The organism is Sphingomonas sp., from assembly GCF_031361285.1.
GTDB lineage: Bacteria > Pseudomonadota > Alphaproteobacteria > Sphingomonadales > Sphingomonadaceae > Sphingomicrobium.
Window position 1 is genome coordinate 1 of record NZ_JANMCO010000033.1, and the last position, 14,447, is coordinate 14,447.

Genomic DNA, 14,447 nt, shown 5'->3' on the forward strand with positions numbered 1-14,447 from the left:
TTAGGCCGTCAGTTACGCAGCAATTGCGAGTGCTTCGTTATCGTTAGCACTTGTGGTGATGAACGGTTTTACGGCTCATTCAGGCCGGCCGGCAATCAGGCCTTTATTGCACTCGTCGATCCTATTTCGCCCCCATCAGCATCAGCGGAGGCCTGCGCATGAGGCCGTTGGTCCGCTGCTGATGGTGGAGGCGCCGGGGTACTGCCCCCCGGGTCCGAAATGCCTATTCCACCTAACACTCTCCCGACATAGTCGAGTTGCCCCGACCCGGCTCAGATAGGCGCTTGGGCCGGGAGTCTCAAGTTGGCCGCCAATTCGCTCCCGGCTTGACCCACTGGCGTTGCTCGCGCGAGTCCTGTTATGTCTGTCGCGGTAACAATGCGATCGAAGAAGGGGTTTTCCTGAAATGAACAAGTTTGGTTTTGCACTGGCCGGAGCGGCATCGCTCGCTCTCGTCGGCTGCAGCGGCAGCAACAATGACGCCCTCAACAATAGCGAGAACATGGACGTGTCGGCCAATCTCGACGCGCTGGCCAATGCCGCCGCCAACGACGCCGAGGCCGAGGCGCTCGGCAATCAGGCGGCGCAGCTCAATCAGGAAAGCAACGCCACCGACGAGCTTAACACCACCGGGGCGACGGCAGCGGAAGAAAATGTCAGCGGCATGTAGTCATTCGCAGGCTTAACGCATCAGTGAAACAGGCCGCTGGCGCGACGCTGGCGGCCTTTTTCTTTGATGGCCGCTGGCCTAGGGAATGGCGGCGATGAGAGATGAGCCGATCCCTGCGGCGACCCTGGTGGTGGTGCGTGCAAGCGCGGCAGGCGGACCGCCCGAGCTGCTAATGGCCGAGCGCGCCAGCGGCATGGCCTTTGCGGGTGGGGCTTTGGTCTTCCCCGGCGGCCGGATCGACGAAGCCGACCGCCGCCTGGCCGAACCGCATGGCTATGCCGACGGCGCGGCCCGGGTGGCGGCGATCCGCGAGACCATTGAGGAAACCGCGATCGCGATCGGCGTCGAGCCGCAGCCGTCGCAAGACGACACGCTCGCCATGCAAGCCGCGCTGGTCGATGACCGCCCACTTGCCGAGCTGCTCGACGATGCCGGGCTTGGGCTCGATCTCGATGCCTTAACCCCCCTCGCCCGCTGGTTACCTAATTTTCATGTCACGCGCCGGTTCGACACGGTGTTTTTCCTCGCCCGCGCACCGGCCGGCGATTGGCAACCAAACGTCATCGCGGGCGAATGCAGCGGCGCTTTCTGGCTCACCGCAGCCCAAGCGCTGGAGCGCGAGACCAGCGGCACTGCGCGCCTGATCTTCCCCACCCGCCGCAATCTCGAGCGGCTCGCGCAGCACGCCAGTTTCGACGCCATGCACGCCGATGCCGAGGCGTTTGCAATCGCGCCGATTACCCCCTGGGTCGAAGACGATGCGGGGGAAAAATACGTCAGGATCCCGGACAATCTTGGCTATCCGGTCATCCGCGAGAAGCTCGACACGCTCTGGCGCGGGTGATTTCGGGCTGATTGAGAGCGGATTTCGAGGGTGATTCGCCTTCGCCAACCATGAAAAAGGGGACCCGCGTTGGCGGATCCCCTTCTCGGCCACGCCTTGCGACTGGCTTATTTCAGATGGTTGGACAGATGCTTGTTCATCTCGAACATGCTGCATCGGTCCTTGCCGAAGATCTTCTTCAGCTTATCGTCGGCGAGAATTTCTCTTTTGTTTTGAGGATTTTGCAGGTTGTTCTTACGGATGTGGTCCCACATTTTGGATACCACCTGGCTGCGCGGAAGCGGCGCGCTGCCCGTAATCGCCGCCAATTCCGGTGATGGTTGAACGGGGCGAGCCAATCCGCCCCCTGCTTTGCGACCAGTTTTTGCCATGTGCGCCCTCCTGTTGGTGTCCCCTTTTGTAGAGCGCAAAGCGGGGCGCTTTGCAATGCCTTCAAGCAACCTGGATCAGCATATTTTCAACCGAACGGGACGACCCGGTTGGCGGCGTCGTGACCGATGTCCGCGCGGCCACCAAAAACGATGCCCGAACGACCGCACCAATCGGCGACTATGGCCGCTTCGTCATGGCCGAAATCGGGATCGTTGCCGGGCACGTCCGCGACCCGGCCGAGTCGAATGCGCGCGGCGCCACGGACATTGGCGCTGGCGGTCACATGGAACATCAGCCGGTCGATCCGATAGTGATGCTCGCTGACTTCCTCGATCAGCAGGTCAGCGCCCTTGAGGTCGGGCTCCAGCGGCGTTCCGAGCAGGCACGACAACACCGTCAGGTTGAATGCAAACGCCGGAGCATGGAGTTGAGGCTCGAGCGCCGATGGATCACGCCGCACCAGCCAGTCGAGCGCCCGCGTCACCGCCGCCGCGCCGCCGTCGCGCAACACATCCTGCGGCATCGGGCCCCAGGCGGCGTCGAGCCCGGCCTTGTGCAGCCCGGCGAGCAGGAAGCCGGCGTCGCTATAGCCCATGTAGGTCTTGGAACGCGCCGCCGCGGGGAGATCGGCGAGCGCCGCTTCGGCAATCCGGTTGGATCCATAACCGCCACGCGCGAACCACACCGCGTCAAACGACGCGTCAGCCATCACCTCGCGCAACGCCGCCAACCGCTCGGCGTCATTCCCCGCGAAATGGCCGTCGGACAGGAAGCATTGTGGGTGGATGACGAGCTTACAATCGCCACGCCCCGTGGCAAGCGCGGCGACCGCATCAGCCGCCTCGCGCTTCAAGGTGCAGCTTGGCGCCACCACCGCAATCTTCATGCCCGCCCCATTTGTCATGTCGCTCGCCGTTCAATAGGGCACCGCCGATGAATGATTCCACTTTCTTTTGCGGCATCGGCGGCAGCGGCATGCTGCCTCTCGCCTGCATCGTCCGCGCTTCGGGCGGCCGGGTCGCCGGTTCCGACCGCTCGCTCGACGCCGGCCGCCTGGCGCCCAAGTTCGCTTATTTGCGCTCGCTCGGCATATCGCTGTTCCCGCAGGATGGCGGGGGCGTCCAGCCGGGCATGACCCTGGTCACGTCCGCCGCGGTCGAAGACAGCGTTCCCGACGTCGTCCGCGCCCGCGAGCTTGGCCTCACTCACATCACCCGCCCGCAATTCCTCGCCCAATTGCTCAATGCGGCGCAGCGCAGCGTTGCGGTCGGCGGGACCAGCGGCAAGTCGACCGTCACCGGCATGATTGGCTGGATCCTCCACGCCTGCCACCGCCAGCCGACGGTGATGAACGGCGCCGTGATGAAGAATTTCGCCACCCCATCGGCGCCGTTCGCCAGCGCGCTGGTCGGCGATCCCGAACTGTTCGTCAGCGAGGTCGACGAAAGCGATGGATCGATCGGGCTCTACACGCCGGAAGTCGCGGTGCTGACCAATATCAGCCTCGACCATAAGGAGATGGCTGAACTTCGCAGCCTGTTCGCGGCTTTCCTGTTGCGGGCTCGCAAGTCCGTTGTGAACCTCGACGACCCAGAAGCGCGAGCCCTCGCGGACATCGTCCCCGGTGACAATTGCGTCGGCTATGGCTTCGACAGCCCCGGGGCCGAGCTGATGGGCAAGCAGCTTGAACTACTCCCCGACGGCCTCAGCTTCGCCGTCGAAGCCGAAGGCGAGCGCCACGACGTCCGGCTGATGGTTCCCGGACGCCACAATGCGTCGAACGCTTTGGCAGCGCTCGCCGCGACGAGAGCGCTCGGCGTGCCGCTCGCCGAGGGGGCGGCGGCGCTGGCCCGGTTCGAAGGCCTGCGGCGGCGGCTGGAAACCGTGGGCACCAGCGCCGGCGTCACTGTGATCGACGATTTCGCTCACAATCCCGACAAGATCGACGCGACCTTGGCAACGCTGCATGCCCAGCCGGGGCGTCTGCTAATCATGTTCCAGCCGCACGGTTTTGGTCCGTTGGCGAAAATGGGCGAGGAATTGGCCCGCAGTTTCGCGCGCGGCATGGCTCCCGACGATCAACTCTTTTTGCCCGACCCAGCTTATTACGGCGGCACCGTCGAGCGGACTCGCGGGTCCGATTGGCTGGCCGAAGCGATCCGCGCCGAAGACCGCCACGCCGCTCATGTTCCCGAGCGCGCGGCAATTGGCGATGCGTTGATCGCCGAAGCAGGCGACGGCGACCGCATCCTGATCATGGGCGCGCGCGACGACAGCTTGTCCGAATTTGCCGGCGAACTGGTCGAACGGCTCGCGCAACGCGGTTGACTCGACGCCATGACGCAACTGTTTCTTGACCTCGACGGGGTGCTGGCCGACTTCGACGCTGGCGTCAGGGATTTGCTCGGCATGGCCCCCGTGCAGTTCGAAGCACGCCACGGCCGCGGCGAATTCTGGCGCCGCATCGCCAAGGCACCCAACTTCTACGGGACGCTTCCTGAAATGCCCGATGCGCGGCGGCTATTCGAGGCAGTTGAGCATCTCAGCCCGGCAATCCTGACCGGCCTGCCGGTGGGTAAATGGGCGGCGCCGCAGAAAGTCGCTTGGGCCGCTGAGCATTTCGCCGGTGTGCCGATCATCACCTGCATGGCCCGCGACAAGCATCTGCATATAGAAGCGGGGGATGTGCTGGTCGACGATCGCGAAAACCACCGCGCCGCTTACGAGCGCGCGGGCGTGGTCTTCATTCATCACAGCAATGCCGAGGACAGCCTCAAGGGTCTCGCGAAAATCTTTCCGTCGGTGAAAGCGGCTTAAGCAGCCAGCGTAACGTCGACCTTTTCGACCCATTCCGGCCAGAACACCGGCTCGCGGTTGGACCAGCCGGGCGCGGTCGCCGCGCTCTCGCTGATCGACTGCAGCAAGATCCGGCGGCGGTCGGGGTGAAGATGCGGGAGCGCCGCGGCCGAGCAGAAGGCCGACGGCAGCCACGGCCGCGCCGATGCGCCGATCAGCCGCTCATAAAGAAACCGGTAGGAAGCGAAATGCGGCAACCGGTCCTGGCCGAGGTCGAACGCCGATACCGTGATCAGCATGCCGATGAACGGTTCGATCATGTCGAGGCCGCTGTCGTCGGGAACTTGGAGGCGCATGTGGTCGAGCTGTTTGTAAAGCCGGCCCTGAGCACGGATCGAGGCGGCCTCGCCTTCGTCCCTGGCCCAGCATTCGATCGGGTCGCGGCGGCCGTAGGCAACATCGAGCGAACGGCGGATGTAGCGCTGCGTCGCTTTGGTGAAGCCCGCGAACTCCTTCATTTCGGAGATCAGCATTGCCCCACTTGCCGGCTGACTCGTCCGCGTAATCATGAACCCGACTCCTTGTGCTCGGGCAGGATCATGCGGTTGGTATAGTTGCGTTTTGCTTAACCACGGTTCCACCCTGGCGCAGATAGAATCAGAGCGGAGTCCTTGCGGCAACACGAAAATTTCACCCCATGTCGCTTCACGCGGCGACTGTGGACTATTTGCAACGCTGTGATTTTTTGTTTCGCTACCGCAACTTATTCGGGAAATCCGGATGACGGAACCGGGTCGTCATTCTGTCCCGGCTGGGCCGCGGCGAGCGGGTCGGACGCGTCCATGGACTGATCGCTGCCGACATCGGCCTTCTTGTCGAGGTCGTGCGGATGCTTGGTCAGCTCGCGTTCGAGTTCATGCTCCGGCGGGCGTTGCTGCACCGGCGGGGGGATGTCTTTTGTGTCCTCGGTGCTCATCATGCTCGCTCCTTCGGCAGACTCAACGAGCGCGGAGCAAGCCCGTTCCGGCTTGAATTGGCGCGGCTTTCGACAGAGACGCCGTTCGCTTCTGCCAAACGTCCAGCGAGCGATTGCAATCGCGGCCCCGCATGTTCAGATAGTCCAACATGAACAATCATTCAGAAATCTCGGCTTTACGGCTCGACGTGCGTCGCCAGGAATACGGCTACTTCGGCGATTGGCGTCTGGCGCTCAAATCCATTTTGGGCTTTTGGCTATTCTATGCGCTGACCGTTGTCTCACGGGCATTCCTTGGCTCGGATCCGTGGACGGTTCTTGAAAACAAGACGGTGACGATTGTCTCCGGCATCGTCTTTACCGCGGCAATCTATGCTGGCATTCGGCTGTTTGCGCTTCGGGCAACCATCGGCCGACGCGCAGTCGTCGCGACGATCGGCTCCTTTATCGCCGCGGGTGCCATGGCCGGGGTGTTGATCTGGGCCGACCGCTACCAGGAAAAGCCACAGGACGAGGAAAGGTACGTGTCGCGAGAAGGCTATCGCGTGATCGAACTCGGCAACACCATGCGGCTCGAGCGCGATGGGCAAGCGCCACTGACGGTGACCTGGCCCCACATTTCCGCTCTAAATCCCTATTTGCAGTTCCGCATCGCCGCGGATTCGGCGGTAATTTGGCTGTTCTTCTTCGCCGCGTGGAGCGCTTTTTATATCGCCATGCTCGCCCAGGCCGAAGCGTTGGGCGCGCGCCGCCGCGCCGCCGAAGCGGAAAGCGCCGCCCGCTCGGCCCAGGTTCGCGCGCTGCGCTACCAGGTCAATCCGCACTTCCTATTCAATACGCTGAACTCGCTGTCGTCGCTGGTCATGTCCGGCCGCCCCGCCGAAGCGGAATCGATGATCCTCAAACTGTCGACCTTCTTTCGCACGAGCCTGTCGCTCGACGCGTCCGCCGATGTCACCTTGGCCGAAGAAATCGCGCTCCAGAGCCTGTACCTCGACATCGAGCGGGTGCGGTTTCCCAAGCGGCTTAAGGTCGAGATCGACGTGCCGCCCAACCTCGAAACCGCGCGGCTGCCGGCGCTGGTCCTTCAACCGGTGGTGGAAAACGCGATCAAATATGGGGTTTCCCCAACGCGCGAGAAAGTCATTCTCAAGATCTCGGCGCGAGAAGCGGGGCCTGGCCGTTTCACGCTTGAAGTCAGCAATACGGGCAAGCATTCGCAGCGGCGCAACGACACGCCCGAAGGCACCGGTGTTGGTCTCGGCAATGTCTGCGAGCGCCTGCGCGCACGCTTCGGCAACGCCGTGCAATGCGAGTTTGGTCCGATCGACGAGGGCGGCTATCGTGTCGTGATGACGCTGCCGCTGGATCGGACCGATGGATGACGTTGTCGACCTAAAGGTACTCATTGCTGACGACGAGCCGCTAGCGGCGGAGCGGCTGCAGCTGCTGCTGGCGCGCTGCGCCGGTATTGATCTTGTCGGAACCGCCAGCGATGGCGACAGCGCGGTTCGCATGGCCGCAGCGCTGAAACCCGACGTCCTCTTGCTCGACATCGCCATGCCCGGTCTCGACGGCATTGAAGTCGCGCGCTCGATTGCTACGCCGACCGCGTCGCCGGCGGTGGTGTTCGTCACCGCGTTTGACCAGTTCGCCGTCGCCGCGTTCGAAGTCGCCGCGGTCGATTATCTGATGAAGCCGGTCGATCCGGCGCGGCTTGAACGCGCGCTCGATCGCGCTCGGGCCTATGTTCGGCAACGCCGGGATGAGCCCGGGCGGGCGCCATCGCGAACCTCGCAATGGCTCGACGAATTCTGGGCTTCGGACCTGACCGGCCTGGTGCGGATCGCGTCGCGCGATGTCGATCGGGTGTCGGCGGAACGCGATTATATGCGGCTGCATGTCGGCCGCCGCAGCTGGCTGATCCATCATTCGATGACCGCGCTCGAAGACGGCCTCGATCCCGAACTGTTCGTGCGCCTGCACCGCTCGGCGATCGTCCGGCGCGACTTCATTGGAGGCTTTACCCGCAATCCCTCAGGGCGATGGATCGCGCGTCTGGCCGACGGCGGCGAGCAACCAGTCGGCCGGCTCTATTCCGATCGGGTACGGAGCATCGCCGGCCGCTAGGCTCGACGAGCGCCGGCCACTGATCGGATTCGGTCAGGCGGCCGCGTTTTTATCCCTGGTGCCGCGATCGACCGCAGCGGTCACCGCGACGTCCAGCGTGACGTTGCCGAGGGTGCGAAAAATGTCCGGCACCATCTCAACCGCGACCAGCAGCGCCAACGGCGCAATCGGAACGCCGAGCGCCATCGCAATCGGCGCGATCGAACTGATATAGCTGATCTCGCCTGGCAAGCTGACCGCGCCATAGCTGATGATCGCGGCAACCGCGGTCGCGGCGATCATCTGGCTGACACTGGGTTCAAAGCCGAGCCAGTGCGCGACGTAGAAAGCGACCGCGACGTTCATCGCCGGTCCGGTCGCGCGGAACAGCGCCACCGACATCGGCAAAGTCACGTCGGCGACCTGTTCGCGAACACCCATGACGCGGGCGGCGGCCAGCATCGCCGGCAGCGAAGCCAGCGACGATCGGGTGGAAATGGATACGCTCTGCGGCGCGATCATCGCTTTGGTGAAGGATCCGAGGCCAATTCCGCCGGCCAGGACCGCGATTGGGTAGCCAGCCAGCGTCACCAGCACGCCAATGACCGAGATCATGACGATATAATGCGCCAGCGCCGCAAAGGCCGCGCCGCCGGCGCTCGCCCCAACAGTGAAGGCCAGCGCGAACACGCCCAGCGGCGCGATCCACAGCACCCAGCCGATGACGATCAACAAGGCGTCGCCGATGGCTTCGAACAGGCCGACCAGCGAACGCCGGCCCTGCTCGGGAATTCGCGCCGCGGCTAGCGCGAACAGCAGCGAAAAAACCACCAGCGGCAGCACGTCCCCGTTCGCCGCGGCGGCGATGACATTCTCCGGAATGATGCCGCGAAAGAAATCGGCAACGCCTGGAACCGGCGCCGAGGCGGTCGCCTGGTCGATGCCCGACAGCCCGGCCCGCAGCGCTTCGGCCGCCGCCTGGGGCAGCGGGAACAGGCCCAACAGGAACTGGATCATCAGCGTCCCGAAAATCGCCGAGCCGGTGCAGACGATGACGATCCACAGCACCGACCGGCCGGCGATCCGTCCAGCCCGCGCCGCTTCCGCGCCCTTGGCGACGCCGGTCACCAGCAAGGCCACGATCAATGGAATGACCGTCATCTTCAACGCATTGAGCCACAGGCCGCCGACCATGTTCGAGGCCTGCAATGCCGGTTCGCGAAGGCCGTCGCCGAGCGCCGCGGCGCCGGCGCCGGCGATCAGGCCCAGGACTAGCGCAAGCAGCACATAATAAGCCCGACCGCCAGCGACGCTGTCGTCGGCGACGACCTTTGGCCTTTTGCTCAACGCGGTTTCCGGAAACGATAAACGATGCGGTCGGTCTTGCCGCGGATCACCGGGTCGAACACCAGCAGCGTATGATCGTCAGCCGGGTTGCGAAGGAAGTTGCGAACCCCGACGAGCTCGAAACCGGCGCGCTGGAAGTCCGCTTTCAGCACCTCGGGGTCGATTCGGTGCAGTTTCTGAACCGTCGCGCGCGCGTCCGCGTTGGGCAGCGCGACATGGTCGATAATGCCGACCGTCGCCCCGGGCTTCATCGCCGCATAAAGTGTCTTGAGCCACGCGTCGGGTTCCATGCGGACAATCTTCCGCTCGGGATTCTGCCAATAGACGTCGTGGTAGTCGAGATTCATGATCATGAAATCATAAGCGTTGGTGCCGAGCTCCGGCGCTTCGAACGGGCTCGAGATTAACGACACATTCTTCTGCCGTTTGACGAATGCGGCGAACTTGGCGCGGCGCTCGTCGTTGATGAATTGGGTCGGTTGCCAGACGACGACCTTGCCCCTGGGGCCGACGACCGGGGCCATCATCTCCGCCCAATATTGGTTGGCGCCGAACATATCGATGACCCGCATGCCCTTCTTGAGCCCAAAAAAGTCCAGCACCTCGGCCGGCTTGCGGCCTTCGTCGAGTTTGACATTGTCCGGCGTCCGGGACGGCGCGGCCACCGCCGCCGCAATGGCGTTGGGTGCGGCAAAAGCAATCGTTGGCGACATGCCGAACGCGAGCCCGGCCAATAAAATAGTCGTCGCTTTCATAATCCCTCCATTGTGTGTGATTGCGCTTCTCATACCACGCGGCCGTTCTCGCGCCAGCCGGTGATAAAATCCCCATGTTCGGTCCTTTGCAGCCGGGCCAATGCACGCTAGTCTTACGGCCATTATCAGCCAATTCTTGGGGGATGTCGTCATGGCTACGGTTGCCGCGTCACCAGCCGAACGCCATTCCGCCGAGCGCAAATTCTATTCGCGCATGGCGCTGTTTCTGGTCGCGCTTGTATTGCTCGGCTTCGGTCCGAGCTTCTTCATGCGCGGCATCGTCCCGTCCTATCCGCGGCCCAACCCGACGCTTCCGCCGGCGGTGCTGCTGCATGGGACCGTGTTCACCGTATGGATGGCGCTCATTGTCGCCCAGACGCAGCTGATTTCCTCGCGCAAGCATGAAGTTCACATGCGTCTCGGCAAGCTGACCATGCTGTTCGCGATCCTGATGATCCCGGTCATGTACCTGACCGCCGTGTGGCAGGTCGCGCGGGCCAACCAGCCGCCGTTCACCGACCCACTGACCTGGACGATCGTTCCGCTATCGGTAGTCGTACCGTTCGCAATCCTGGTGTGGAAGGGCTGGGAGCAACGCCGCAACGCCCAGTTCCACAAACGCTTTCTGCTCAGCGCCGCAATTCTGACTGTAATGGGACCGGCGATCGGGCGTCTGCCGATCGCGCCGCCGACTCGCATCGGATTCACTGTCATTCTGCTCCTCGGGTTCGCACTGTTCGTCCCGTTGCTGGTGTGGGACCGCAAGACGCTCGGCCGAATTCACCCGGCAACCAAGCTCGGGCTCGCCATGGCTGCAGTTTCGATTTTCATCCCGCTAGCTGTGTTCTGGACCGGGGCCGACTGGGCTTCGATCGCGACGCGCCTGCCGGAGGTCGGGAGCTAGCCCGTAGAGCGACGCAACTCGGCGACTTAACGAATTTTCCAGCGAATGCGGCCAATAACCGCATCTTTGGCGGCCTTGCCATCAGCACCGATGGCAGGCGTGAATTTCGCTCGGCGCTCCAATATGCCACACGATTGCGTATCAAGTGCGGCAGCTCCGCTGGTTTCGATGATGGTGCAATCGGCGACCTTGCCGGTCTCATCAATCAACAAAGCAAAAGCCACGGTTCCGCTCTTGCTTTGATTGAACGCGATCGCCGGATAATCATCGTTGCTGAAGAACGACGCAAGGTTGGCTTTCGTCCGCTCCTTAAGCTTGGATTGATTACCTGTCGGGTCAGAGATGTTCCACAACAAGCGAAGGCCGACCAGGCACTTATCCATCGTCTTCAGCAGTGGCCCCATGTTCGACAGCGCAAACGCCTCGTTCAAGCCGGGTGACCGAATTGCAATGGTCTTGGCTTGGCGAAATGGCGCAAACTCGCTGGCGCGAAGACTAATTCGGTGGACGCGCAAAGTGGCTTTCCTGGGCTTTTAGACCAGGATGCTCGTACGAAACGCCGGCTGCTCATCAAACTTAACTGTCGCGTCGAGCTCTTCTGCCTCGCCCCCAGAGCCCTCACGCATGATGGCAAGCCGCATCAGATCGCCAAGCGGCGTGGCTTTGAGAACCAGGAAAATCGGTTTGTCGGCCGTGCCGTATTTTCGCGACGCAACGCATTGGGCATTGTCGAAATTGACCACCCATTTCGCAGTCGGTTTGAGAGCGTCGGACGCTTTGCCAGGAGCGGACGCTATAAGGAGAACTGAAGCACCAAATGCCCAGGGCCACTTCATGCACAAGCTCCCGCCGACCGAAAACTCCGAGCAATTCTGAGACTACCTCACGCCGCCCGCGCTTTGCCAGACCTTTCCGCAGCCATCGACTGAACGATCTTCATCGCCTCGTGCGCCGACAGCGCGGCACCTTCCTGCCACAAGCCGACGTAGCTCAAATGCTCACCGGCAAAGACGATCGGACCTTCGGGCTTCAATAGCTCGGCATAGCGCGGGCTGCGGCCGGCGGCGTCGAAGTCCTTGCCGATCGCGCCGACCCCCTCGGACCAGCGCGTCAGTCCCCAGCCGACCGTCACGCCCTTGCTCAACAGCCGCGATTTACCGGGATGCAGCGCCTCGACCGATCCGCGGCTGATGCGCAGACGCTCCTCATGGCTGAGCGCAGCGAATTGCTGTGGATTGCCGGGGTTGGTCCACCCCGCGACGTACGCCGCGATCAGCACACCCTTCGCGGAATTGAACCCCGACGACGGGTACAGCACATTCTCATTCAACCGGTCGGTCCAGGCGAGGCCGCCGTAGAGCTGCTCGTCACGTTCCCAAAATCGCGGACTTTCGAACGCGACCTTGACGCTGGGCAGATAGTCGATGCCCTGCAACGCGGCTTTCTTGGCCGGCGAGAAATCGCTGGGAATCCGCGCCAACAGATGGGCGGGCAACGTACAAACGCAATAATCGGCGTCGACCGGCGGGCGCGAGCCAAGTTCGATGCGAACCCCGCGTGGCGTGCGGCGAATGGCGGTGACCGGCGTCTTCAGCCGCACCGCCGGCTTGACCTGCTGGTAAATTGCATGGGCAATTCGGTCCATGCCGCCAACCGGCTGCAGCATCGGCGCCTGCATGTCGAAAATGGTTTCGAACAGGAAGGGAAAGGCAGGGCTCCCGAACGGTCCCTGGGCAAGGCTGGCCGGCAGCAGCTCCTTGAGTGTCATCGGCGGTCGCGGTTGCCCCGCCTGGGCATAAGCACCCGGCTCGACCGTAAAGCCGGACCGGCCATCCGGTGTATAGCGGCCCTGCGAATTGAGCGACGCATAAGGCGCTAGAAACTGGCGGAACAGCTCGAGCTCGCCCTTCGGCATTTCCTGGTCGAGCGCGTGGCTATCGATCGCCTTGGCCAGCAGCTCGCCGACGCGGCCCTGCATGTCGAACACCATTTGCCGATCACGCACGACGCGCCCGCCGAAGTCCCAACCGGCGCCGCGGTTGCTGTTGACGAAAACCTCCAGCGGCACGCCAAAGCGCCGCGCATAATCGAGAATTAGCCGGTGACTGGTTGGAATGCGGGCGGCGCCGGCGTTGAAGTATAACCCTGGATCGAAACTCGCGAGCTGGTCGGGTCGCCCGATTTGCCGGATGCGGTCGCCGCCGCGCACGGTCCACACCCGTCCACCGATGCGGTCGCGCGCTTCAAGCACGGTCACATGGTAGCCGGCACGCCGCAATTCATAAGCGGACACCAGCCCGGCGATACCGCCGCCCAGCACCACGACCGATCGCCCCTGCCCGCTTTGCCCAGGCAGCTCGAAATCTTCCGCCCCGGCGGGCGTCGCGACGGCGAGGCCGAGCGCCTCCATGCCCAGGAACACGGCGCTTGCGCCGCCGACAGCCCCCAGCTGTGTCAGCAATTTTCTTCGTGTCAGTGCCATGCCGTGCCCCCCATTTGTACGCGGTTGTCGACTCACCTCACCCGCGCGACCGATCTCAGCATAGCGCTTCCGCTCGACGGCCTGAAAGCGCTGGTCACCTCAAATGCAGTCCTGACGCGCATCCCCTTGAAACCTTGAGCGTTGGTGCACCGACAGGGGAAATTTAAAAGCCGGAGCAATAATCGATGACTGACCACATGCATTCCGCCCAGATTACCACCGTCAACACACTGATCGCCACGCTGGCCGATAGTATCACCGGTTACGAGGACGCGGCTGCCAACATCGAAGGCCACAACGACTTGCAGCAACTGTTCCGCAAGCGAGCCGAAGAACGCCGCGGCGTCGTCGACGACCTTCGCACCGAAGTCCGCCGTCTCGGCGGCGACCCGGAGGATGGCGGCACGTTTCTGGGCAAAGTTCATCAGCGGTTTCTCGACCTGAAGGCTGCGATAGCCGGGCGCGACGAGAAAGCGATCGTCGACGAGGTTGAGCGCGGTGAAGATTATCTCAAGGAGAAGTTCGAAACCGCACTCAAGAGCGGCTATTTGTCGAGCGAAGTCCGGGCCGCGGTCGAGCGCGCCAATCAGTCGGTGCGCTCGGGCCACGACCAGGTCAGCGCGCTCAAACACAAGCTCGAAGCCTAGCCTCTCCGGCCGCTCCCTCTCTCGCACAAAGTGCTGCGGGAGAGGGGTGGCGTGCGGGTTTGACGACACAAGGCATTACGCTCCTCATATCTTCTGCTATCGTCGATGCGGCAGGGTAACCAGCCGGACGGGGCGTCCGGCTCGGGCAGGAGTTGAACCTATGTTCGTAATTCGAGTTTTGGCGACGGCCGCGCTTGCGACGCTTTCGCTTGGCTCCGCGCAGGCGCAGCCGGCGGCGCCGGTGCAAGTCATCAATCTCGCCAGCTATTCGTTTTCACCGGCTCCGATCGTGCTTCATGCCGGAATTCCGGTAACGCTCCAGTTCGTCAATCGCGCCGGCAAGGGCCACGACTTCACCGCCAAACTGTTCTTCCGTTCCGCGCGCATCCTAGCCGGTAGCGTCGAAGGTGGCGAGATCGAGCTTCGTCCCGGGCAGACCGCGAACGTGACGCTGATCCCGGCGGCGGGCCGCTACAATGTTCGCTGCAGCCATGCCTTCCACAACATGCTTGGGATGCACACGACGATCCTGGTTCAGTAGCCCG

General features: G+C 63.2%; 18 protein-coding genes and 1 other RNA gene. 9 read left to right on the plus strand and 10 right to left on the minus strand.

Annotation, left to right across the window (positions count from 1 at the left end; all coding sequences use genetic code 11):
• Window positions 1-306: a transfer-messenger RNA gene (gene ssrA, locus RMO25_RS02885) on the minus strand; the annotation flags it as partial.
• Window positions 307-406: 100 nt separating this feature from the next.
• Between ssrA and RMO25_RS02890 the strand changes: the two genes are divergently transcribed.
• Window positions 407-670: a hypothetical protein gene (locus tag RMO25_RS02890; protein ID WP_309661105.1), complete on the plus strand. Its 264-nt coding sequence runs from the start codon at window positions 407-409 to the stop codon at window positions 668-670.
• A gap of 94 nt (window positions 671-764) precedes the next feature.
• Window positions 765-1,514, plus strand: a complete 750-nt coding sequence (locus tag RMO25_RS02895) for an NUDIX hydrolase (RefSeq protein WP_309661106.1) — start codon at window positions 765-767, stop codon at window positions 1,512-1,514.
• A gap of 107 nt (window positions 1,515-1,621) precedes the next feature.
• Here RMO25_RS02895 and RMO25_RS02900 read toward each other — a convergent pair whose 3' ends face one another.
• Together RMO25_RS02900 and RMO25_RS02905 are read right to left on the minus strand one after the other, a co-directional pair.
• Complete coding sequence (locus RMO25_RS02900; RefSeq protein WP_309661107.1) at window positions 1,622-1,885, minus strand: SWIB/MDM2 domain-containing protein; 264 nt, start codon at window positions 1,883-1,885, stop codon at window positions 1,622-1,624.
• Window positions 1,886-1,971: 86 nt separating this feature from the next.
• A complete protein-coding gene (locus RMO25_RS02905) occupies window positions 1,972-2,772 on the minus strand; it encodes an LD-carboxypeptidase (RefSeq protein WP_309661108.1) in 801 nt (266 codons plus the stop codon).
• A gap of 47 nt (window positions 2,773-2,819) precedes the next feature.
• On the opposite strand from RMO25_RS02905, the gene RMO25_RS02910 reads away from it, so the two are divergent.
• Together RMO25_RS02910 and RMO25_RS02915 are read left to right on the plus strand one after the other, a co-directional pair.
• Window positions 2,820-4,214 (plus strand): Mur ligase family protein, encoded by a 1,395-nt coding sequence (locus RMO25_RS02910; RefSeq protein ID WP_309661109.1) that lies wholly within the window; start codon window positions 2,820-2,822, stop codon window positions 4,212-4,214.
• Window positions 4,215-4,223: 9 nt separating this feature from the next.
• Window positions 4,224-4,703: a 5' nucleotidase, NT5C type gene (locus RMO25_RS02915; protein WP_309661110.1), complete on the plus strand. Its 480-nt coding sequence runs from the start codon at window positions 4,224-4,226 to the stop codon at window positions 4,701-4,703.
• On the opposite strand, the gene RMO25_RS02920 is transcribed toward RMO25_RS02915, so the two are convergent.
• Both RMO25_RS02920 and RMO25_RS02925 read right to left on the minus strand, forming a co-directional pair.
• Window positions 4,700-5,251, minus strand: coding sequence for a hypothetical protein (locus RMO25_RS02920; protein ID WP_309661111.1), 552 nt, complete (start codon window positions 5,249-5,251; stop codon window positions 4,700-4,702). The genes RMO25_RS02915 and RMO25_RS02920 overlap by 4 nt on opposite strands.
• A gap of 194 nt (window positions 5,252-5,445) precedes the next feature.
• Window positions 5,446-5,661 (minus strand): hypothetical protein, encoded by a 216-nt coding sequence (locus RMO25_RS02925; protein WP_309661112.1) that lies wholly within the window; start codon window positions 5,659-5,661, stop codon window positions 5,446-5,448.
• Between the two features lie 146 nt (window positions 5,662-5,807).
• Here RMO25_RS02925 and RMO25_RS02930 point away from each other — a divergent pair, with 146 nt between their 5' ends.
• Entirely contained in the window at window positions 5,808-7,043 is a 1,236-nt protein-coding gene (locus RMO25_RS02930; protein WP_309661113.1) for a histidine kinase, read from the plus strand.
• Entirely contained in the window at window positions 7,036-7,788 is a 753-nt protein-coding gene (locus RMO25_RS02935) for a LytTR family DNA-binding domain-containing protein (protein ID WP_309661114.1), read from the plus strand. The genes RMO25_RS02930 and RMO25_RS02935 overlap by 8 nt, the downstream gene beginning before the upstream one ends.
• A gap of 33 nt (window positions 7,789-7,821) precedes the next feature.
• On the opposite strand, the gene RMO25_RS02940 is transcribed toward RMO25_RS02935, so the two are convergent.
• Together RMO25_RS02940 and RMO25_RS02945 are read right to left on the minus strand one after the other, a co-directional pair.
• A complete protein-coding gene (locus RMO25_RS02940; protein ID WP_309661115.1) occupies window positions 7,822-9,114 on the minus strand; it encodes a cation:dicarboxylate symporter family transporter in 1,293 nt (430 codons plus the stop codon).
• Window positions 9,111-9,869 (minus strand): methyltransferase, encoded by a 759-nt coding sequence (locus tag RMO25_RS02945; RefSeq protein ID WP_309661116.1) that lies wholly within the window; start codon window positions 9,867-9,869, stop codon window positions 9,111-9,113. Before RMO25_RS02945 ends, RMO25_RS02940 begins: the two co-directional genes overlap by 4 nt.
• 151 nt (window positions 9,870-10,020) lie before the next feature.
• Between RMO25_RS02945 and RMO25_RS02950 the strand changes: the two genes are divergently transcribed.
• Window positions 10,021-10,773 carry a hypothetical protein gene (locus RMO25_RS02950; RefSeq protein WP_309661117.1) on the plus strand — a complete coding sequence of 251 codons (753 nt, stop codon included), beginning with the start codon at window positions 10,021-10,023 and terminating at the stop codon, window positions 10,771-10,773.
• 26 nt (window positions 10,774-10,799) lie between these two features.
• On the opposite strand, the gene RMO25_RS02955 is transcribed toward RMO25_RS02950, so the two are convergent.
• The 3 genes from RMO25_RS02955 to RMO25_RS02965 form a co-directional block, all read right to left on the minus strand.
• Window positions 10,800-11,204 (minus strand): energy transducer TonB, encoded by a 405-nt coding sequence (locus RMO25_RS02955; protein WP_309661118.1) that lies wholly within the window; start codon window positions 11,202-11,204, stop codon window positions 10,800-10,802.
• Between the two features lie 102 nt (window positions 11,205-11,306).
• Window positions 11,307-11,609, minus strand: a complete 303-nt coding sequence (locus RMO25_RS02960) for a hypothetical protein (RefSeq protein WP_309661119.1) — start codon at window positions 11,607-11,609, stop codon at window positions 11,307-11,309.
• A 47-nt stretch (window positions 11,610-11,656) separates the two neighbouring features.
• Window positions 11,657-13,195: an FAD-dependent oxidoreductase gene (locus RMO25_RS02965; RefSeq protein ID WP_309661120.1), complete on the minus strand. Its 1,539-nt coding sequence runs from the start codon at window positions 13,193-13,195 to the stop codon at window positions 11,657-11,659.
• A gap of 245 nt (window positions 13,196-13,440) precedes the next feature.
• Here RMO25_RS02965 and RMO25_RS02970 point away from each other — a divergent pair, with 245 nt between their 5' ends.
• Both RMO25_RS02970 and RMO25_RS02975 read left to right on the plus strand, forming a co-directional pair.
• Entirely contained in the window at window positions 13,441-13,902 is a 462-nt protein-coding gene (locus RMO25_RS02970) for a PA2169 family four-helix-bundle protein (protein ID WP_309661121.1), read from the plus strand.
• 160 nt (window positions 13,903-14,062) lie between these two features.
• Window positions 14,063-14,443, plus strand: coding sequence for a cupredoxin domain-containing protein (locus RMO25_RS02975; RefSeq protein ID WP_309661122.1), 381 nt, complete (start codon window positions 14,063-14,065; stop codon window positions 14,441-14,443).
• Window positions 14,444-14,447 lie beyond the last annotated feature (4 nt).